This is a genomic window from Lactobacillus sp. X-49 (genome assembly GCF_057063645.1).
On sequence record NZ_JBXSQM010000004.1, the window covers coordinates 93332 to 112674 of the forward strand.

17 protein-coding genes, 2 tRNA genes and 1 rRNA gene are annotated in these 19343 nt (G+C 34.9%); 9 read left to right on the forward strand and 11 right to left on the reverse strand.

Annotated elements, in window-relative coordinates; translation table 11 throughout:
• The first annotated feature begins 120 nt into the window (after positions 1-120).
• Positions 121-193, forward strand: a tRNA-Lys gene (locus ACYIAQ_RS03410).
• Between the two features lie 160 nt (positions 194-353).
• On the opposite strand, the gene ACYIAQ_RS03415 is transcribed toward ACYIAQ_RS03410, so the two are convergent.
• Both ACYIAQ_RS03415 and deoC read right to left on the reverse strand, forming a co-directional pair.
• Positions 354-1082 carry a GntR family transcriptional regulator gene (locus tag ACYIAQ_RS03415; protein WP_483562935.1) on the reverse strand — a complete coding sequence of 243 codons (729 nt, stop codon included), beginning with the start codon at positions 1080-1082 and terminating at the stop codon, positions 354-356.
• Between the two features lie 103 nt (positions 1083-1185).
• Positions 1186-1893, reverse strand: a complete 708-nt coding sequence (gene deoC, locus ACYIAQ_RS03420) for a deoxyribose-phosphate aldolase (RefSeq protein WP_483562934.1) — start codon at positions 1891-1893, stop codon at positions 1186-1188.
• A 209-nt stretch (positions 1894-2102) separates the two neighbouring features.
• On the opposite strand from deoC, the gene ACYIAQ_RS03425 reads away from it, so the two are divergent.
• The 5 genes from ACYIAQ_RS03425 to ACYIAQ_RS03445 all read left to right on the forward strand — a co-directional run bounded on the left by ACYIAQ_RS03425 (position 2103) and on the right by ACYIAQ_RS03445 (position 5871).
• Positions 2103-2864: a lysophospholipid acyltransferase family protein gene (locus tag ACYIAQ_RS03425; RefSeq protein WP_483562933.1), complete on the forward strand. Its 762-nt coding sequence runs from the start codon at positions 2103-2105 to the stop codon at positions 2862-2864.
• A 15-nt stretch (positions 2865-2879) separates the two neighbouring features.
• Positions 2880-3719, forward strand: a complete 840-nt coding sequence (locus ACYIAQ_RS03430; RefSeq protein ID WP_483562932.1) for a glycosyltransferase — start codon at positions 2880-2882, stop codon at positions 3717-3719.
• Positions 3720-3737: 18 nt separating this feature from the next.
• The gene (locus tag ACYIAQ_RS03435; protein ID WP_483562931.1) at positions 3738-4685 is read left to right on the forward strand and encodes a glycosyltransferase family 8 protein; all 948 of its coding nucleotides are present in this window, start codon (positions 3738-3740) and stop codon (positions 4683-4685) included.
• The gene (locus ACYIAQ_RS03440) at positions 4682-5569 is read left to right on the forward strand and encodes a lysophospholipid acyltransferase family protein (RefSeq protein ID WP_483562930.1); all 888 of its coding nucleotides are present in this window, start codon (positions 4682-4684) and stop codon (positions 5567-5569) included. Before ACYIAQ_RS03435 ends, ACYIAQ_RS03440 begins: the two co-directional genes overlap by 4 nt.
• 71 nt (positions 5570-5640) lie before the next feature.
• The gene (locus ACYIAQ_RS03445; protein ID WP_483562929.1) at positions 5641-5871 is read left to right on the forward strand and encodes a cytochrome b5 domain-containing protein; all 231 of its coding nucleotides are present in this window, start codon (positions 5641-5643) and stop codon (positions 5869-5871) included.
• A 285-nt stretch (positions 5872-6156) separates the two neighbouring features.
• On the opposite strand, the gene aroD is transcribed toward ACYIAQ_RS03445, so the two are convergent.
• The 3 genes from aroD to ACYIAQ_RS03460 form a co-directional block, all read right to left on the reverse strand.
• Positions 6157-6918: a type I 3-dehydroquinate dehydratase gene (gene aroD, locus ACYIAQ_RS03450; RefSeq protein WP_483562974.1), complete on the reverse strand. Its 762-nt coding sequence runs from the start codon at positions 6916-6918 to the stop codon at positions 6157-6159.
• Between the two features lie 14 nt (positions 6919-6932).
• Entirely contained in the window at positions 6933-8138 is a 1206-nt protein-coding gene (locus tag ACYIAQ_RS03455; protein WP_483562928.1) for an MFS transporter, read from the reverse strand.
• Between the two features lie 70 nt (positions 8139-8208).
• Positions 8209-9123 (reverse strand): shikimate dehydrogenase, encoded by a 915-nt coding sequence (locus tag ACYIAQ_RS03460; RefSeq protein WP_122022491.1) that lies wholly within the window; start codon positions 9121-9123, stop codon positions 8209-8211.
• Positions 9124-9264: 141 nt separating this feature from the next.
• Here ACYIAQ_RS03460 and ACYIAQ_RS03465 point away from each other — a divergent pair, with 141 nt between their 5' ends.
• Entirely contained in the window at positions 9265-10179 is a 915-nt protein-coding gene (locus tag ACYIAQ_RS03465) for a LysR family transcriptional regulator (RefSeq protein ID WP_122022490.1), read from the forward strand.
• 79 nt (positions 10180-10258) lie between these two features.
• Here the strand turns inward: ACYIAQ_RS03465 and ACYIAQ_RS03470 are convergent, their stop codons facing one another.
• The 3 genes from ACYIAQ_RS03470 to ACYIAQ_RS03480 form a co-directional block, all read right to left on the reverse strand.
• Complete coding sequence (locus ACYIAQ_RS03470; RefSeq protein WP_483562927.1) at positions 10259-12031, reverse strand: FAD-dependent oxidoreductase; 1773 nt, start codon at positions 12029-12031, stop codon at positions 10259-10261.
• Between the two features lie 156 nt (positions 12032-12187).
• Positions 12188-13651: an SLC13 family permease gene (locus tag ACYIAQ_RS03475; protein WP_483562926.1), complete on the reverse strand. Its 1464-nt coding sequence runs from the start codon at positions 13649-13651 to the stop codon at positions 12188-12190.
• A 14-nt stretch (positions 13652-13665) separates the two neighbouring features.
• Complete coding sequence (locus tag ACYIAQ_RS03480; protein ID WP_483562925.1) at positions 13666-14925, reverse strand: FAD-dependent oxidoreductase; 1260 nt, start codon at positions 14923-14925, stop codon at positions 13666-13668.
• A gap of 334 nt (positions 14926-15259) precedes the next feature.
• Between ACYIAQ_RS03480 and ACYIAQ_RS03485 the strand changes: the two genes are divergently transcribed.
• On the forward strand, positions 15260-16081 hold the full coding sequence (locus ACYIAQ_RS03485; RefSeq protein ID WP_483562924.1) for a triphosphoribosyl-dephospho-CoA synthase: 822 nt from the start codon (positions 15260-15262) through the stop codon (positions 16079-16081).
• Between the two features lie 51 nt (positions 16082-16132).
• On the opposite strand, the gene ACYIAQ_RS03490 is transcribed toward ACYIAQ_RS03485, so the two are convergent.
• On the reverse strand, positions 16133-18007 hold the full coding sequence (locus ACYIAQ_RS03490) for a flavocytochrome c (RefSeq protein ID WP_483562923.1): 1875 nt from the start codon (positions 18005-18007) through the stop codon (positions 16133-16135).
• A gap of 117 nt (positions 18008-18124) precedes the next feature.
• Between ACYIAQ_RS03490 and ACYIAQ_RS03495 the strand changes: the two genes are divergently transcribed.
• Positions 18125-19051, forward strand: coding sequence for a LysR family transcriptional regulator (locus ACYIAQ_RS03495; RefSeq protein ID WP_483562922.1), 927 nt, complete (start codon positions 18125-18127; stop codon positions 19049-19051).
• An 83-nt stretch (positions 19052-19134) separates the two neighbouring features.
• Here the strand turns inward: ACYIAQ_RS03495 and ACYIAQ_RS03500 are convergent.
• A tRNA-Asn gene (locus ACYIAQ_RS03500) sits at positions 19135-19207 on the reverse strand.
• Between the two features lie 11 nt (positions 19208-19218).
• Positions 19219-19335: ribosomal RNA gene (gene rrf / locus ACYIAQ_RS03505) — 5S ribosomal RNA — on the reverse strand.
• Positions 19336-19343 lie beyond the last annotated feature (8 nt).

The window sequence follows — 19343 nt, forward strand, 5'->3', positions numbered from 1 at the left end:
TATCCTCTGTTTAAACTAGAATTAAAGATGAATTTAATTCTAGTTTCCTCTTTTTTGCAAAAATCACTTGCCAAAATCGAAAATAATTGCTAATATGTTTAACTGTCAACAGAAATAAACGGGTGGCTAGCTCAGCTGGCAGAGCAACGGACTCTTAATCCGTGGGTCCAGGGTTCGAACCCCTGGCCACCCATCAATAGAAAAAGCACTGCTTTGTTGCAGTGTTTTTTTGTTTTTAAAACTTATTTTTTTGACCAATCATCAAAATTAAGTGAGCTTGTATTTATTAAAAAACTTGCTCAATAGTTATTTGCGCAGTTACAAGGCATAATTTAACTGTTTAGAAGTTACCGTTAAACATCAATTACAAACGAATTTATATCACCACGATACTTGGCGATTGAGTACTCAATCGGACGCTCATCTACAGTCAATCCCTGTGTATGAAAGTAAAATATTGGTTGTTTAACTGCAATATTTAACAAGTTAGCCGTGGTTTCATCAGCCTCCATTACTTCAAGTTTTCTAATGACATGTGTTACTTTCAAGTTATACTTTTCTAATACATCATATAAAGATTCTTGAGCAAAGTTATACTTGAGTAGTTCTGGTACCCGTATTTTCGGTATATAAGTTGTCACTAAAACAATGGGCTGTTCGTCAGCATAACGTAGACGTACTAACTTAAAGACAGGCGTTTGTGGCTCGATATTTAAATTGACACTAATTTCTTCGTTTGCTTTTTCTTCTTGAAAATATAGTAAATTAGTTTTAGGGTAAATTCCCTTAGCACTCATTTCTTTGCCGTAACTTTCAATTAAGTGAGTAAACTCTTGTTCAATTTTAACTCTTTTAACCACTGTGCCACGTTTGCGATAGCGTTCTAAATAACCTTGATTGACTAAAGTAGAAATAGCCTGCCGCACAGTTGGCCGACTTACTTGATAATAGTTTGCCAATTCAATTTCAGGTGGAATAATTGCGTCTTGGGGGTAAATTCCCGTTTGAATTTTATGCAAAAGATCTTCAGCAATAAGTTGATATTTAGGATTACCTGTTTTTGCCAATTTGACTTCGGTCACTTTCTATTTACATCATTATTTAATCAGTATACCATTCACATCAAAAAATCAGTATGAGTAAAATTTAATTTTGCTCATACTGATTTCGTTTAAATTAAAGAAATTAGATTTCAAGCGATTCAATATTATCTTCTTTAAAACGCTTTTTTAGTGCTTCTATAATTTTAATACCAGAGCTAGTGCCAATTCTTTGTGCGCCAGCTGCAATCAATGCTAAAAAATCATCGCTATTACGAATCCCGCCAGCCGCCTTGACTTTCACCTCTGAACCAACAATTTCTTTCATCAATTTAACATCCTCTACTTTAGCACCTGATGTACCAAAACCAGTAGAAGTTTTAATAAAATCTGGTTTAACTTTTTTGGCAATTAGAGCTAATTGCTTAATTTCATCTTTTGATAAATAACAATTTTCAAAAATTACTTTACATGGTACTTGATGGGTATGACACAATTCAACCATTTGGTTCATTTCATCCGCAATATATGTCCAGTTGTGCTGCCGTACTTGTGTTAAATTGACCACATAATCTATTTCATTTGCGCCGTTTAATAAAGCATCCTTTGTTTCTGCTACTTTACAAGCGATAGTTGTTTGACCTAATGGAAAACTAATTGCCGCACCAGTATCAATATCTGTTTGTTCTAATTGTTTTGCACAAAATTTTGATTGTACTTGGTTAATCGCTACCATTTTAAAATGATATTTTTTTGCTTCATCACAAAGTTTTTTCATATCGGCTTCTGTCGCGTTCGCATGCAAATTTGTATGATCAATTAATTGAGCAAAATCATCGATAGTATATTTCATCTTTTTCTCCTTTTGTAATTACATAATATAATTTTAAGCAATATTGTAAGCGAAATCAAACCAAAAATTCAAAAAACGTAATTACAAATAACGTTTGCTATAGTAAATGAAATATCATTGTGTAATAACTTTCTTTTTCTGAGTAATATACCTCTCTTTTTAAACTTAAAAATTCATGATAAAATTATTTAGTATTGAAAGGATAATTTATGGGAAAGAAAAAATTTCGTTATCATTACTTAAGTGATGATGTTGTAACTACTCACACGCAAAACTATCATTTACCTGATACTTATTCAATTTTCCCTACTTCTCTTGGTAGCAAAATTTGGTCTGCTATCATTCGACCAACTGCATCTATCATTAGCTTGATTTATACTAAATTAATAATGAATGTTCGCATAGTGGGAACAAATAAACTTCATACAGTTGCTCAACAAGGTTACTTTATTTATGGCAACCACACCCAGCCTTTTGGTGATGTTATCTTACCACTCAGGATTATTCCAGCTAGAAAATATTATGCTATTGGCTCACAAGCTAATTGGGGCATCCCCATCTTGGGAAAACTTGTTTTACCCTATTTTGGTTTACCAGTGGGACAGACTGTCAAACAAACTGCTAACCTAATCCATGTCGTAAAGTATATTATTCACAAAAATAAGGTCGTTGTAATCTATCCTGAGGCCCACGTTTGGCCATATTACACTAAGATTCGTCCATTTCCTTCAACCAGCATGCACTTTCCAATTATGCTTAATGCTCCAAGTTTTGTCATGACTACAACCTATTCAAAACCTAAGTATGGCATGCGGCCACAAATCACTGTTTATCTTGATGGTCCGTTTTATTCTGATCTTCATCTTAGTCAAAAGATGGCTCAACAAAAATTGCACGATCAAATTTATCTCACAATGAAAAAAAGGGCAGCACAAAGCAATTACGAGTATTATACGTATGAAAAAATTTAATTTAAGGAGTTCCAAATGAATATTCTTTTTTGTGGTGATCATCATGCTGAAGATGGAATTTTAATCGCCATTCTTTCCTTGTTAAAAAATAGTGCAGCTAATGAACTCCACATTTATATTTTGACAATGTACACTCAAAGTCGCCGAAAGAAGTTTCAGCCTTTTAGCAAACATGCAGCTGATTATCTCAAGACTATTCTCATTAAGCACAATCCACAAAACACTTTAAATTTGATCGACTGTACTGGACTTTTTGTTAAAGAGCCACTGCTTGCTAATATGAGCACACATTTTACTCCCTATGCTATGCTTAGGCTATATGCGGATGAAGTTCCACAATTGCCAGAGAAGATTCTTTATCTTGACGCTGACATTATCGATCGCCGAAGTCTTACTGAATTTTACCAACAGGATTTAACAAATACCGAATTTGTTGGGGTTCTTGATTATTGGGGACGGTTCTTCTTTCACAACTTACATCAACATAAAATATTTGATTACATTAATTCTGGGGTACTATTACTTAATTTAGTGGAAATCAGAAACACAAATCTATTTAGTAAAATTCGCTATTTACTACAAACACGAACTGTTTTTATGCCTGATCAATCAGCACTCAATCATTTTGCGCAAAAGAAAAAAATTGCTCCCCGACGCTACAACGAACAGTATCACTTACAATCTGACACTGTAATTCAACATTTTACTACCAGTTTTCGCTTCTGGCCTTTCTTCCATACTTTGACAGTTAAGCCTTGGGAAGTGCAACGAGTTCATGATGTGCTAAAATTATATGAATATGATGATATCTTGGAACAGTATCTCGATTTAAAAGAGAATCTAATTAAAAAGTAATATATTTCGGAGAAAATTATGACTATACCTATTTTTTATGCTATCAGTGATGACTTTACAAAATATGCGGCAGTTTCGCTTCATTCCTTGGTAAAGCATACTAACCCTCAAAAAGACTATACAATTTACTTTTTATGTCAGGATTTAAGTCAACAACACCAAAAAGATTTACTCGAATTAGGTTCAAACAACGTTCATGTTGAATTCTTTACAATTAGTGACGAAATTGTCGCACCAATTGAAAACCGCAGCGAGAACTATTTACGTGGTGAATTTTTTACAATGTCAATCTTTTATCGTTTATTTATTCCTGACCTATTTCCACAATACGATAAGGCTATTTATATTGACAGTGATACCATTTTAAACGATGATATTGCTAAATTATACAAAACCGAGTTAGGCAATAATTTATTGGGAGCATGTATGGATTCTTCGATTCAATATGTTCCTGAAATGATTACTTACATCAAAAAAGATTTAGCACTTGATCCTAAGACTTATATCAATTCAGGAATGCTTGTGTTGAATTGTAAAGCTTTCCGAGATGAAAGATTTACTGATCACTTTATGAATTTACTGACAAAATACCACTTTGATTGTATTGCCACAGATCAAGACTACTTAAATGAAATTTGTGACAAACGGATTTTGCATTTGAACCTGAAGTGGGATGCCATGCCAAATGAAAATACTGTTCCCTTGTCCAATCCTAGCCTAATTCACTATAACCTCTTCTTCAAGCCGTGGCATTTTACCGGTATCCAATATGAGCAATATTTCTGGACTGATGCTAAAGAAACTAAGTTTTATGCTGAATTAAAAGCAGGACTGGATAACTATACCAATGAAGAGCGTGAAGAAGACCGGCATAAATTAGATCACATGCTGGCCAAAAGCGATGCAATAGCAAAACAACCTAATAATTGGGCTAAAGTTAAAGAGCAAGGACCTGTCACGCTATGATCATTGGTGATAATCGCGAACAAGTTATTAAAAATATCAAGCAAGCAATTGCCCACCAAGATTGGGATGCTAAAGTTGAGGTAGATGATCCCGTTTTATCATTAGCCAAAAGGCAAAAACTTGTAAAATCTTTTTGGGAGCAACAAACTCATTACAAAGGAAAAATAAACAATCGAATTGGACACCTAGTCTTCAGTATGCTAATGCACAGCTTGACTTCATCAACTGCGTTTACTGGACTTGAAAATTTGACGAATTTACCCCAAGGTGGTGCAATCATCACTGTTAATCACTTCAATCAAATCGATTCATTACCAATTAAAAATTTAGCTTCAAAAACCCACCATGATCTAAAAATTGTAATCGAAGATACTAATTTGAAGTTACCTGGGATTCTCTGCTATTTGATGAACTATGTAGGAACAATTCCACTAATTGAAAGTCCTAATTATATTGGTAAAGAATTTCCTCGCCATTTACATGATGCTTTAACACAAAACAAATGGGTCTTAATTTATCCTGAACAAGAAATGTGGTGGAATTATCGCAAACCAAGACCACTTCATCGTGGAGCATACTATTTTGCAGCTCAACAAAACGTTCCTGTAATTTCCACATTTATTGAAATCAAAACAATAGATAAATTAGAAAAGAATCATCCTAATTTTTACCAAACGCAATACGTAGTCCATGTTTTACCAACAATTTATCCTAATTTTCAGTTAGGCGTAAATGAAAATTCTAAGCAAATGCTTGCAATTGATTATCAACAAAAGGTTACAGCATACGAAAAAATTTATCAGCGTAAATTTACGCCTAACTTTACTCCGTGGGATATTGCAGGCTGGCGGTATAACTATAAAAGTGACCAGGCATATAATTAGACTTAGCAAACGCTATGACTTATTCTATATAGAAGAAAATATTTTGTTCTATTATTGAAAGAGGTGTACTTATGGAAAAGTTCACAAAAGAAACTTTAGCAAAATACGATGGTAAAAATGGTAATCCAGCCTATGTTGCAATCAAGGGTAATGTATACGATGTTACCGGTAATGCTCATTGGGCCGAAGGCGAACATCACGGCAACTTAGCTGGTCGTGATTTAACTGTAGCTATTGGTCAATCACCACACGGTGAGAGCGTTTTGGGTAAATTAAAACAAGTTGGAACTTATGAAGATTAATTACCTTTAAACATAACTTAAACCCTCTAGATTGATATGTAATTAAGAGTTAGATGTATCTCTAACATTAATATGCATGTCTTTATCTAGAGGGTTTTTATGTTAATTTTAAATTTGAAAAATTGGTATTATGCGGAACAAATAATTACTACGTTATAATACTTTGAGAAGATTGTCCTTTTGGCTTATCTATCGCAAAAGGACTAGTCTATGATTTACTATCATAGACTAGTCCTTAACTATTTATTTTTTAGAAAACTTCCTGACTCTTCACTAATACCTATATTATTCATGCAGTTCTAAAAAACTTTCTGCACTACGCAAATCTTCAATTGATAATTGCCCCGGTGCAGAGGTCTGTCCCACAGCACCAAAAGATAGACATGAACCAAAGACTTGACCCGCAATCCGCGTTACTTTGCCAAGATCGCCCATTGCCATCGTGATCAATGGTTTAGCTATTTTAGCATGTGCATTGGTGGTTGCTTCAAGAAGTGTCAACACATCAGCTGCCGTGTGGGGCATGCATGCTAATTTAGGAACATCTGCTCCAAGATCGGCCATTTTTTGCAGGCGAAACTCAATTACGTCTTTTGCTGGAACCTTTTCAAAGTCATGGTTACTCATAATTACAACGACATTGTAGTCATGGGCTTGGGCAACCACTTCTTTAATCCGACTCTCATCATGAAACAGTTCGATGTCAACCGCATCACCTAAGCGTTTTTCAATCACAGTTTGTAACAAAGACAAATAATCATTTTCGCTCAGTTCAAGCACGCCGCCTTCATTTTTAGTTCTAAAAGTAACTAACATGGGGAGTTCACCGATTAGTTGGCGCAACTTCATAGCGGTCTCAGATAATTTAGTAGGATCTTTGATACCCGCAGCATAATAATCAATTCGCCATTCCATCAAATCAGGTTTAGCGGCAACAATATTTTTAGCTGCAACCAAAATCTCTTCTTCATTTGTTCCAACGTTAGGTACAGCAATTTTAGGTAAACCTTGACCAAGAATAATATTTCTAATTTTTACAGTAGTCATCATTAGCCTCGATTCTATTTACTCAGTTTACCAAATAATTTTTTGTACCGAATCGCAATCAAAAGTGTATCGATAAATCCAATTAAAGCAATGATAACATCTAAGAATATCACGCTCTTCATATTACCAATCCAGCCGATAAACAATGGAATAGTGAATGAAGCAATTGAACCTGCTGTATAGAAGAATCCTGTAACTGTACCTTTACCAGCAGGGAAGAAATCAGCCATAACAGTTAAGGCCAATTGCATTACACCACCAGCAGCAAAGAAACCAACTAATAAGGCCAAAACACTCATTAAGACTGCATTTGTAGGAAACAACCACATCAACAAAATAGATATAAAGGCGCCAAAAGTATAAACCGGAACAAATTGGATTTCATTAAACTTTTTACCCAAAATAGCAGTTAAAAGAACACAAACAATTGAACCTAGTGAATACCATGACACCAATGAGTGTGCCGCTCCTTGAGCCATACCACCAACTTGTTGACCATATTGTGTCAACATTTGACTAACTAAATAAAATGTCGCTTGTGAAATATAACCATAAATAATGAACAATGCACCATCAAGCCACAAATTGCTTTTCACATTGCCATCTGCTTGTGCTTCAACTTCTTTGTTCTTCTCTTCATCTGCTTTAGCTACCTCTTTTGAATCTGGGAAAGCTCCACCAAGCAAGAAATACAAGAAAGTAATAACAAGAATTACGGCAGGAATTAAGAATGACCAACCATACCACATGTTAGCAGCAGCTAGACCACTAACAATGAATGGTAGTAAAAATTGACCAGCTGAGATAAATGCTTTCAAAATAACATTGGACGTACCCTTAGAATTTGGATAGATTTCCATTAAGCCTGGATAAGTACCAGTATCTAAGAAAGAATTAGCCATTCCTGCTAAAATACCCAAAATATAGGCAACAACAGTATTAGGTGATAATAAGATACCCACAAAAAAGATAAAATAGGTGGCAATACCCAACTGCACAAATGGCTTTCGACCAAATTTATCTGACAAAACTCCAGAAATTAAAAGATTAATAATTCTTCCGATACCTAATGATGAAACAACAGTTAAAGCTCCCGTTTGAGTTGTTCCCCATTGTTTAGCTAAAGCAGCTGCATTTTGCGAAAGAATAATCACTCCCATACCATGAACAAAATAGTTAAAATACAGGGCCAACGCTGTTGGTGTATATTTATTTTTCATTTTTTCTCCTTCATTAAAACCTCTTGCAAAAATGATCTGCAAGAGGATTAAAGTCTACCATATTGATTGATTATTTGTTTTCATCAGAAAACATAATTTCCCGAATATAATCAGTTGGCATATCTTGACCTGTCCATAATTTGAATGATGCGGCCCCTTGATCAATCATCATGCCAATACCATCAAAGACGTGTTCAACACCAGCTTCTTGAGCAACTTTCATTAATTTAGTTGTTCTAGGCGCATAAACGGTATCAAAGACGACCATGTCTTTGTGGAACCATGAAGGATCAGAAACTAAAGTCTTATCTTCTAATGGTTTCATCCCAACACTAGTTGCATCACAGTAAATATCACTTTCAGCAATTGATTGTTTGAATGCTGCTTGATCATCTAAATTAGTTAGAGTTACCTTGCAATCGGTTTTTTCTTGAATGGTCTTCACGTTCTTTTCAGCCTGAGCCCATTTATCATCTTTAATATTAAATATTCTAATTTCTTTGGCACCATCAAGAGCTGATTGAACAGCAATTGGAGTAGCAGCACCACCAGCACCAGTCAAAGTCATTACCTTATCCTTGACCGAAATACCTTCGTCTTTAAGTGATTGAACAAAACCAATTCCATCAGTGGTGTAACCAGTCAAAATGCCATTGTCATTAACAATTGTATTAACAGCATCACACATTTCTGAGGCTGGGGACAACTTGTCTAAATACTTAATTACTTCTTTTTTATTCGGCATCGAAACATTTGAACCCCGCATATCTAAGGTTCTAATTGCATCAACTGCGCCCTTAAGTTTATCGTTACCAATTTCAAAACATAGATAAGTAAAGTTCAAGCCCAATTTTGCAAACGCATTGTTGTGCATCGTTGGTGACATCGAGTGTCTAATCGGGTAAGCCATCAAGCCAATTAAGTAAGTGTGGCCATCAAGCCACCCAGTAATCGGACCATTAACACCAGTAATTTTATTAGCCATTATTTTTCTCCCTTTTCTATTTTTATTCTTTAATTTACTTCTATGTTACCGCTTGCTAAAATATGATAAATAAGCCTTATTTGCTTTATTAATAAAAATACTTTATGATTTAATTGATTTCATTAGGAACTTGGAGCTTTTATGAACTTAAGACATTTAAAATTTTTTGTAGAATTAGCTCACACTGAACACATGGCCAGAGCTGCTGAAAATTTAGGTATCTCACAGCCTTCCTTATCTTATGCTATCGATAATATCGAAGATGAAGTAGGTGTCCCCCTATTTGAAAAAGATGGACGCAATATTAAATTAACTAACTATGGAAAAATCTATTTAAAATATGTTCAAGAAGGCTTAAACAAACTGGAACAAGGCTCTGAGCATATTGCTGAACTCCTAGATGCTAATCGGGGGCATATCAATTTGGGCTTCACCTTTACTCTGGGACAAGATTTAATTCCTCGAATCGTACGTGATTTTAAGAAACAACCGGATAATAAAGAAATTGAATTTTCCTTTAAGCAAGATACTACTGAAAACTTAATTGATAGCCTACTAAATGACGAATTGGATTTAGTTTTTTGTTCACACCCTAAGCAAAAGGTAGAACAATTATATGTTCACCACTTAGTTGACCAAGGAATGAAAATTGCTGTCCCGCTGGATAACCCGCTTGCTAATGCGAATAGTGCTTATTTAAATGAACTGTCCCCTTATCCTTTTATTATTTATTCAGACAAAAGCGGCTTACGGCCTCGAATTAATCAGATTTGTGATACAACAAATTTTCACCCCAATGTAAAAATAGAAGCCGTCGAGGACCATACTATTATCGGTTTCGTGCATTGGGGATTCGGTGTGGCAATTGTGCCAAATTTGCCACAATTAAATTGCGACTTGGTTAAGCTGTTACGAATCAAAGATAAAATTACCAATCATCGTATTTATTTGGTTGCCAAAAACAATCATTTTTCAACTCCAGTAACGAACAAGTTTCAAGATTTTGCACAACAATATTGCCAAAAGAATTATCTTAATAAAAATAAGTTAATCTAAAAGCTTCTCAGCATGATATGAGAAGCTTTTTGGTATATTTTATTTGAAAATCTTAAAAGTATTGTGTGTCTGTATAAAATTATTTTTGTGATGCACTTGAAGTTACATCTGATTTTGCTGATTCCAATTTTGTTGCATTGATTTGACTAAAATTCGCATTGTCAGCGGCTACTGTTCCAGCGACGAATCCTGATGCATAAGACCATGAATTCATCATACTTGGCATTGAATCGTGGCCATTGGCGCCACCAACAATTTCGCCCGCTGCATAAAAATTACTAACTGCATTTAAATCTTTATCAAGTAACTGCATTTGATTGGTGGTTTCGTAGCCGCCCAAAGTAGTACAGAAGCGTTGCTTTTGTTCGATAATATAGAACGTATCGCCTTCATAATTATGTAAAAATTTGGCGCTGCGCTTAAATTCAGCATCATAATGCGCGTTGACACTCTCAGCATAGTCGGCCATTGTGTTACTTAAATTTTCATAATTGATGCCAGCTTTATTTGCTGCTGTTTCAAGATTTCCTGTTACCAAAACTGGACTCTTTTTACCATCTAGATCAAAAAAGCCTTGTACTTCTTCCTTTGTAAAACCGTATTTAAGCAGTAATTCATAAAAGCGATCCCACATTTTTTGATCCATAACAATATATGCAACTTTGCCTTTTTGTTCACCAATTGCATCCCTGAAGTGAGTGTACGGAGCTGATTCATCAACTATTCTTTTACCTTCCTGGTTAACAAAAATAGCACCCATGTCTGTAACTTCTTTGGTTGAATAGGTTGTCAACTTAGCAATCCCTGGTTCAACTTCAAGTCCGTGAGGATATACTTTGTACCAATCAAGATTTCGTGTCACCAGATTCATATCTTTAGTAAAATCAAAATAGTCACCTGTCGACGTCATAGGTCCATAATAAGGAATATCTGTCCGGTGTGCTTTATAATCTTTTGCTCCAAAACCACCAGCTGCAAGAACCAAAGACTTGAAATTAACAGTGGTTGTTTGGTGTTTACCTTCAGCAACTAAAGAAGTTAATTCACCATTAGCATCCTTATTTAATTTTTCTACCCTTGCGTCAAGCAATAATTGTCCACCATTATTCTCAAAAGCTTCAGCAACTTTCATTACCAATTCATAAGAGGTCTGCGTTGGCATCTCAATTTGCCGATCTACTGTGTGTTCGATAGTTTGTGTTTCAGCTTTTTGATAAGATAAATTAGCGAATTGAGTAATAAAATCTACAGCTTTTCCAATATTTTTTGCTAATAACGCCGATAATTCTATATAGTTTGTGCCACGACATTCACGCGCAATATCTTTTTCCAATAAAGCAGGCGAATCTTTTTTGCTTTCCGCGCCAAATAATTTAGCTGAAACTTTAGAACCAGTGCCAACAACATTAGACCCATTTAGAGCAGTAGCACCGCCAACATAGCCGTTCTTTTCTAAAACGACTACTTTTTTACCCATTGAAAGAGCACGACATGCAGCCATTAACCCTGCCATTCCAGATCCAATCACGGCAACATCTACATTTAGCTTTACTTCCTTATGCTTGGGTGCAGCAAGTGGCTTAGTTGTAATATTATTCTCTTTTAACGCCTTTTTACCAGAGTCAAGCATGGCCTGCGTCATTAAAGACGCACCCGAAATTGCCTCAACATCAAAGCTTTGATTTTCGATTATTTTATTTTTTAATTTACCGAAGGCTTGGTTAAAAATTGCTGGTGTCTCAGAATTTTTTGTGACTTCAACATTTTTAATAGTGTCATCTTCAACATCAATGTTGAAGTCAATTTGACCATTACGACCGTTAGCATGAGCTTGAATTGTTTTTCTCGTCATGATTACCTTTATCCTTTTCATATTTTATAAATCGCTTACATTATATAAGTGATTTATATAAAGAAAAACAAATCTATTTTTAAAAATCAATAAATATATTTAATCAATAAAAATAGGAACCGATTACTAATCTGAATTCCTATTTTTATTTTTACTCTATAAAATCGCTTTTGCTAGAGGATACCCGACAGAAGTTATGAGAACAATTGAAATAACAGCGAATATTCCTCCCCATATCAACATATCTTTAGTAGAAGTATACCCTGTTCCAATAGCGATTGGATTCACCCCTGCTTGTCCTGCTGGTGTCATATTAGAAATACCTACACCAAAACCAATTAAAGCAATTATAGCAGCCAAACTAACACCATTTGCAGAGCCTTTTAAAGAAGTGATTATAGAAATTGCAATTGATGAAACAATAGTAGTCGTTACGATACTTGAAGAAAAGTTAGTTTCAATAACACACCAAACGACAAAGAATAATACCAGTAACATTTCTGGCAATCCTTTAGCAATTGGACTTAAAACATTAGTTAACCACGTTTCGATTCCCATTGGTTTAGCTGTCAAAATATTTCCTAATTCACTTGCTACGCCAACCATTAAAACAGAAGACCAAGATATTCCCTTAGTTGTAACTTCATTGAAATTTAAAATACTTTTCCCATCAATATTAATAACCATTAATATTATACAACCAAGTAAAGGAGGAAAAGCGGTTGTCCAGCCACTTATTGTAGTATAAACAGTTGGTAAAATTCCTTTAATAAAACTAGGTACCACCCATAAAATAACAGTTAGTAGCATTGTAGCTAAAACTATCTTTTCTTTTCGATCAGCTGGACTCACTGCTCCTTTTAATTTTTCAACAGACCTTAAATTAATATTATTTATATCTTTAGGATAATAAATAAAACGAAAAATTAATAGCATACCAATCATTATCAAAATTCCTAGTGGAATCCCAACTAACATATATTGAAACTGTGAAATTTCTTTCCCAGTTGCACCTTTATAAAAACTAATAGCTAAGGTGGGCCAAACATGAGCGATTGCAGTCATTCCAGAAGAAAGATTGATACAAAAAACTGAACCCATAGTAATCATACTACCAACTTTACTACCTTTTTCAATATGTAAAACCTTAAAGATATCTAACAAAAAAGGCATAAAAGTCACCATCAAAACAGTAGGCGAGATAAACAATCCTAAAAAAGTAATTGCGGTGAATAAAAAGATAACAAATCTCCAGGGGCTTTTCTTGGCAATAGGGTTAGTAATTAAGGCAATTGTGCATCTTCTAATAAAATTCGTTTGTGATAATGGATAAACTAAGGCAAATGTAAAAATTAAAAATGCAAGAGTTGAATTACCAAATGTACCAATAAAAGCATTTTGATAACCCACACTTGGTAGCAAACCAAGAAAAAACAATACAATTAAACATGGCCAAGAAATAGAAATTGTGGTCCACATTATTAAAGCTGCAATAAAAATCCCTAAAGTCCACAATCCTTCATTGGTCAATCCATTACTCGCTGGAAGTAACTTTCCAAAAATTAATATTATTAAAAATGATATCAGCAAAGATAAATACGTTTTTTTCTGCTTATTCATTAATTTTCCTCCTTCTATAACAACGCATCTTGTGCTATTAATTCTTCTTGAATTTTTTTAGTAATAACTTTACCAGTTAAACTTTGAAGACTTGCAGCTACACCAGCTGCTTGACCAGTAATATAACTTGTACCCATCACTCTTACAGAAGCTTGAGCTGTATGATCCACAGAAATCAATCGTCCAGCACCCCATAAATTGTTGATATTAGCTACTTTTAACGTTCCAAGGGGAATATCAGCATAATCATTATCAGGCATATGTTTATACTCAACTTGATCATTACTATGGTGGATTTCTGGGCTCCAAGCAGCTCGCCCAATGCTATCTCCTCTCTTTACTGTATTTAAAATATCGTTACCCGTTAATGTAACATCACCAATCATTCTTCTAGACTCACGAATCCCCAACAGAGGACCAGAACTAAGAAATACAACATCTTTACACCCTTTAATATATTTCTTAACAACCAAAAAATAACTTTGAGCTTTTTTCCTAAGTTCAATTTCAGCATTAGTCAATGCAACACTATTTAAAGATTCTAAATCTACACTTGGAAGTGTTAAAAAACCTATTGTATCCTGCTTATTTTTAATAAAAACACCTTTCTCCTTCGTTAAATAGGGTATCTTATCTTCTTTTCCTTTTTTAACAGCTACTGTAATTTCACTCATTGAAATATCTCTTGCAGGAAGATTGCCTAACCTAAAAACTAAAGATGCTTGTTGAACAAAGTGATTAGTTTCATCACCCCAATTTGTTTTTAATCCGGCTAAATGAATCAAATTACCATTTCCACTTGTATCAATAAAAGACTTTGCCTTAACCTCAAATAAGCCGTCATCATCACTACAAATTAAACTTTGGATATTTTTTCCTTCTTTTTTCACATTAACTAAGCTAGTATGCAATACTAAATCTGCTTTACTCTTAAGCAACAACTCATCAAAAATAATTTTCATAATCTCAGGATCAAATTTAATTGATACATTTCCTGTTGATGCTGATGGATGTGGCGTAATATCCATACCTGCCTCACTCATTTTTTTTAATACAAGTTGGCCAACACCACCCACTACTTTGTCGGGCTTTTTACCACGTGTATAGAAGCCACAATAAGCAGCTACTTGTGAATTAATTCCTTGTCCACCCAATGCAGACTCACGTTCAATTAAAATGGTTTTTGCTCCAGTTTTAGTGGCTGCTAAAGTGGCTGCTATGCCAGCTGCCCCACCGCCTACTATTGCAACATCATAGCTAACAGATCGATTCATGGGTTATATCTCCCTTCCCAAAGTAATAAACTCGAATATAAGTTAATTCTTACACAAAGTTAAATGAATAAAAGAAAGCAAATTCAACATATCAATAAAAGTTTTTTATTAAATCGAAATTATAAACTTGAAGTAGTAAAACAAGCTGGACTCCTTATCAACTCTAGCTTGCTAACTCTCAATAATATTTTTTATTTTCTATAAATACTTTACAATATTATTTTAATTTTTATCTTTTTAATAAGTAAATCCTCGGATGGAGTATACTGATATCATAGCTAATTTAAGTTAGCCAAAAAATTGTTAACTAAATAATATTAATTAAAAACACACTATGACTCATTCAATAACTAAAAATGCCCTGCGAGCTCTCTTATATGAAGTAGTTACTCAACCTAAGCCTGGTCTAGTTGATCCTGTTAGTTCAGGACCACATCTTGATATGAATATTTATACTTTTATCGACAGCAGTCTTAGCCTAACAAATTATTTTATTTCAGCAGAAAATATTGGTAATACCTTTAATGGTGAAGATCTTACCCAAATGTTTTTTACGCTACGTAAACAAGGCATGAAAGCTGAAAAAGAGATGTTTACTGCAACTAAAGGCGTCAATACTCACAAAGGAGCAATTTTTGCTCTTGGTATTTTTGTTTGTGCTGAAAGCTACTGTCAAAACAAGCACACCAGTCTATTCTCAACAATTAGACAAATGTGTGCTGGCCTAGTTGAACATGATCTTAAATTAAATAACCACGCTCAAACAGCTGGAGAAAAAGAATTCCTTTGCTATGGTGCAGGGGGAGCTCGTGAACAGGCCGAAGCTGGTTACCCGATTGTGCGCGATGTTGCATTACCATTCCTAAAAGAAAGAAAAGGGACCGTGCAAGAACGACTATTAGACACACTAATGAAGATTGCCACTGTAACAATAGATAGTAATTTAATAAAACGGGCTGGTAACTATCACGTTATCGCTAAATTACACAGACAAGCCAATTATTATCTTCAAATTGGTGGTGCTTCAACTAATGCTGGAAGAAATTATCTATCTAAACTAAATAAACAATTTTTAGCTAAAAATTATAGTCTTGGCGGCTGCGCCGATTTACTGATTGTCACCATTTTTGTGGCACTTGAACGAAATTATTTTTAAAAAAGCAATAAAAAAGTTGGCAAAATTTGCTAACTTTTTGTCTATTAAAAATTAACTTAGTGACGCACTATTATCATCTGACTTGATACATTCGCATGCTGAATCGGCAGCAATACGTCCAAAGGTGAAAATATCAGCTAAAGAATTTCCTCCCAAGCGGTTACCAGCATGTAATCCACCTGCAACTTCACCCGCCGCATACACCCCCTTAATAACATGCCCAGTCTTATCAAGTACCTGAGCACGTGGATTAATTTTTAAACCGCCCATAGTATGATGAATTGCTGGTTTACGTGGTGTTGCATAAAACGGTGCAACCTCACACTTGAGATTAAAGGCACTTTTACCAAACTCAGGATCTTTACCAGCATCAACATATGAATTATACTTTTTAATCGTATTAACCAAAGTACCTGGATCCATCCCAGCTTTTTCAGCCAATTCTTCTAAAGTGTTGGCCTTTAGTAAAGTACCTGATTTTACTTGTTCTTCAAGAGATTCTTCAGTCGTGTTGTAAGCTGTTTTCTTAATCGCTTCATCCGCAATTAAGTAAAATAAAGTTCCGTTAGCAATCACTGCTTTAGCCAAAGTATCCCGTTCCGCAAACTCATTTACAAAACGCTTGCCCTTTTGATTTACCATAATAAAATTTTCTGGAGGCGTTTGAATACCAGTAAATAATTCTCCAGTCTTTGGATCAGAAACTGGCATTAACTGAATAAAGCCCATTCCAACCAAATCAGCTCCAGCTTCTTGTCCCAAAGCAATTCCATCACCCGTTATTGCTGGAGAATTAGTCGTTGCAATATCATTATCAATATGCTTCCAATAAGTGTTATACTGTTGGACCATCTTGGTATTTGCTCCAAAACCACCTGAAGTTAAAATTACTTTCCGTGCATGAATAGTTACCGTACTGCCATCGCTTTTTCCAGCAATCACGCCTTTTACTTGACCATTTTCAATAATTAAGTGTGTGGCCCGTGTATCAGTCAAAATCGTTGCACCATGCTTTTGCGTCCAATCACCCAAAACACGAATAAATGCATAACCCATCGGCTCAACTGGCTTATGGCCTCTGCGCCACAATGCGCCTACAGGCATAGTCACTTCATCATAATCAAATTTAACGCCAAGATCCGTTAGCCACTTAACCGAATCCAATGCATTATTAACTAATTTAGTTACTAAAGCGTAGTCACCATGAATTTCATTTCCATCTAGGTCCGTACGCTTACCTCCTAAATAAGTTTGTATTTCGTGAAGCAATACAGAATCAAATAAATAATCTTTCCCTGACTTAATGTATTCGTTAATTTGCTTTTGTAATTTTTTAAAATCATCTTGGTATTCTGGATCAATTTCATCAACTGACATTCCAGCCAACTTTTTCAAACTTTCTTTTTCACCTGATAATGACTTGAACTTACTTTGCCATTCTGGTTCAGCCGCATTCAATGGACCGCCAGCACGTGTCGTGTTTCCACCAATTTGCGGATACTTTTCCAGAACAATTACTTCTTTGTCATTTTGAATTGTTCTAGCTGCGGCTGCAAGGCCAGCACCACCAGCACCAATTACAACAATATCGGTATTATATTCCTCGTCCTTACTGCCTACAATGCTAGGCTTTATACGATTTCTCCATTCATTCGAATCACCACCAGCTTCATCAATTGCTTGTGCAATTCCGTCAACTACACCATGACTAGAGATAGTCGCTCCACTAACAGCATCAACATTTAAAGTTTGGTTGTCAATAATTTCTTTTGGCAAACGTTTAAAAACTTCATCAGCAACACCTTTGGTTTCACCACTAGAATCAATAGTTATTTTTTTAATTTTATCCTTGGAAAGGGTAACCTTCATTGGCATAAAACTCGAACCATGACCCTTTGCTTTTACATCATATATACCTGGTTTCATTATGCTATATTTCCTCCTTGTTAAATATTTAGCAATTAAATTTTACTAACTTTTTATGACAAGGTGAAATACTTTTATAGCAAGTGAACTATAATAAAAATGTTATTGGAGGACATTATGAAAGACCCAGAAATATTGCTTCATTACATTGATACTCTATTAAAAGAGAGCAACTTTACCAGGGCAGCTCATGAATTATACATTTCTCAACCTTATTTAACTCAGCTAATCAAGCATATTGAGCAAAAGCTTGAAACAAAAATAATTAATCGAGAAACTATTCCTTTTTCCTTAACCGAAGCAGGAATAATTTATTATCACTATCTCGAACAAACCATTGCAAATAACCAAAATTTAGTCAAAAAACTAACGCCATTTGTCTTACCCAACAATGAAGTCATCAGGATTGGTATACTAGAAAGCTTGGGAACGTTCTTATTACCAGAATTGCTACCTAATTTTCTCACAAAGAATCCAAACATTAAAATTCAATTATCAGAAACATATCCCCGAGAAAATGAGACCCGTTTACTAAATGAGCAAATTGACTGTTACATCGGTCAAACTCCGGAGACTTTAAATCATGGACTGGATATTTATGTCAATGGTGGTGAAAATTACTACGTAATTATTTCTCCCAAATCACCATTCTTCAAAAAGGGACGCTTTATTTTACAACCAAATGAATATGAAATGAAAGACATTTTGCAAGAGCCATTTGTCGTTAGTTCTGCTAATTCTGCTATCCGCCACCAAGTTAATGGAGCATTTCAAAAATTTCACGTGAAGCCCAACATTATCTTAGAAAGCAAAAGCATTCTAACCGCAACCAACTTATCAATTAAGGGTGTAGGACTAACAATCTCGGCTGCTAGCATCATTAAGAGGATGGCTCAAACTCCAATTAATCTTCTACCACTAGATAATAGTCTAATTCAAATTAAATATTTTCTTGCAGTTAAACATTCTATTAAACAAAATAACGGTCTCAAAAAGTTAATTGATACGTTCAAAAAACTTAAGATTCAGCCAAGTATAAAGTAAATAAGTCTGGTTCAAAAGCTATCAAACAGATATTGTAAATTAAAAACAAAAAAGGAAGGCCTAAACCTTCCTCTTACTTCTTGCTCCGGCTGTCAGACTCGAACTGACGACATCTTGATTAACAGTCAAGCGCTCTACCAACTGAGCTAAGCCGGAATATTAAAAAAGCACGGCAGCTTCCTACCCTCGCAGGCAGTCTCCCACCAACTACTCTCGGCGTTAAGAAGCTTAACTGCTGTGTTCGGCATGGTTACAGGTGTTTCCTTCTTGCTTTTGCCACCGTACTTTCTCT

Bases quoted from the DNA above. Each gene is read 5' to 3' on its own strand.
- ACYIAQ_RS03440 (WP_483562930.1), top strand. From the start codon at position 4,682: ATGATCATTGGTGATAATCGCGAACAAGTTATTAAAAATATCAAGCAA.
- ACYIAQ_RS03495 (WP_483562922.1), top strand. From the start codon at position 18,125: ATGAAAGACCCAGAAATATTGCTTCATTACATTGATACTCTATTAAAA.
- ACYIAQ_RS03465 (WP_122022490.1), top strand. From the start codon at position 9,265: ATGAACTTAAGACATTTAAAATTTTTTGTAGAATTAGCTCACACTGAA.
- ACYIAQ_RS03425 (WP_483562933.1), top strand. From the start codon at position 2,103: ATGGGAAAGAAAAAATTTCGTTATCATTACTTAAGTGATGATGTTGTA.
- aroD (WP_483562974.1), bottom strand. From the start codon at position 6,918: ATGACTACTGTAAAAATTAGAAATATTATTCTTGGTCAAGGTTTACCT.
- deoC (WP_483562934.1), bottom strand. From the start codon at position 1,893: ATGAAATATACTATCGATGATTTTGCTCAATTAATTGATCATACAAAT.
- ACYIAQ_RS03435 (WP_483562931.1), top strand. From the start codon at position 3,738: ATGACTATACCTATTTTTTATGCTATCAGTGATGACTTTACAAAATAT.
- ACYIAQ_RS03470 (WP_483562927.1), bottom strand. From the start codon at position 12,031: ATGACGAGAAAAACAATTCAAGCTCATGCTAACGGTCGTAATGGTCAA.
- ACYIAQ_RS03490 (WP_483562923.1), bottom strand. From the start codon at position 18,007: ATGAAACCAGGTATATATGATGTAAAAGCAAAGGGTCATGGTTCGAGT.
- ACYIAQ_RS03460 (WP_122022491.1), bottom strand. From the start codon at position 9,123: ATGGCTAATAAAATTACTGGTGTTAATGGTCCGATTACTGGGTGGCTT.
- ACYIAQ_RS03485 (WP_483562924.1), top strand. From the start codon at position 15,260: ATGACTCATTCAATAACTAAAAATGCCCTGCGAGCTCTCTTATATGAA.
- ACYIAQ_RS03455 (WP_483562928.1), bottom strand. From the start codon at position 8,138: ATGAAAAATAAATATACACCAACAGCGTTGGCCCTGTATTTTAACTAT.
- ACYIAQ_RS03445 (WP_483562929.1), top strand. From the start codon at position 5,641: ATGGAAAAGTTCACAAAAGAAACTTTAGCAAAATACGATGGTAAAAAT.
- ACYIAQ_RS03475 (WP_483562926.1), bottom strand. From the start codon at position 13,651: ATGAATAAGCAGAAAAAAACGTATTTATCTTTGCTGATATCATTTTTA.
- ACYIAQ_RS03480 (WP_483562925.1), bottom strand. From the start codon at position 14,925: ATGAATCGATCTGTTAGCTATGATGTTGCAATAGTAGGCGGTGGGGCA.
- ACYIAQ_RS03430 (WP_483562932.1), top strand. From the start codon at position 2,880: ATGAATATTCTTTTTTGTGGTGATCATCATGCTGAAGATGGAATTTTA.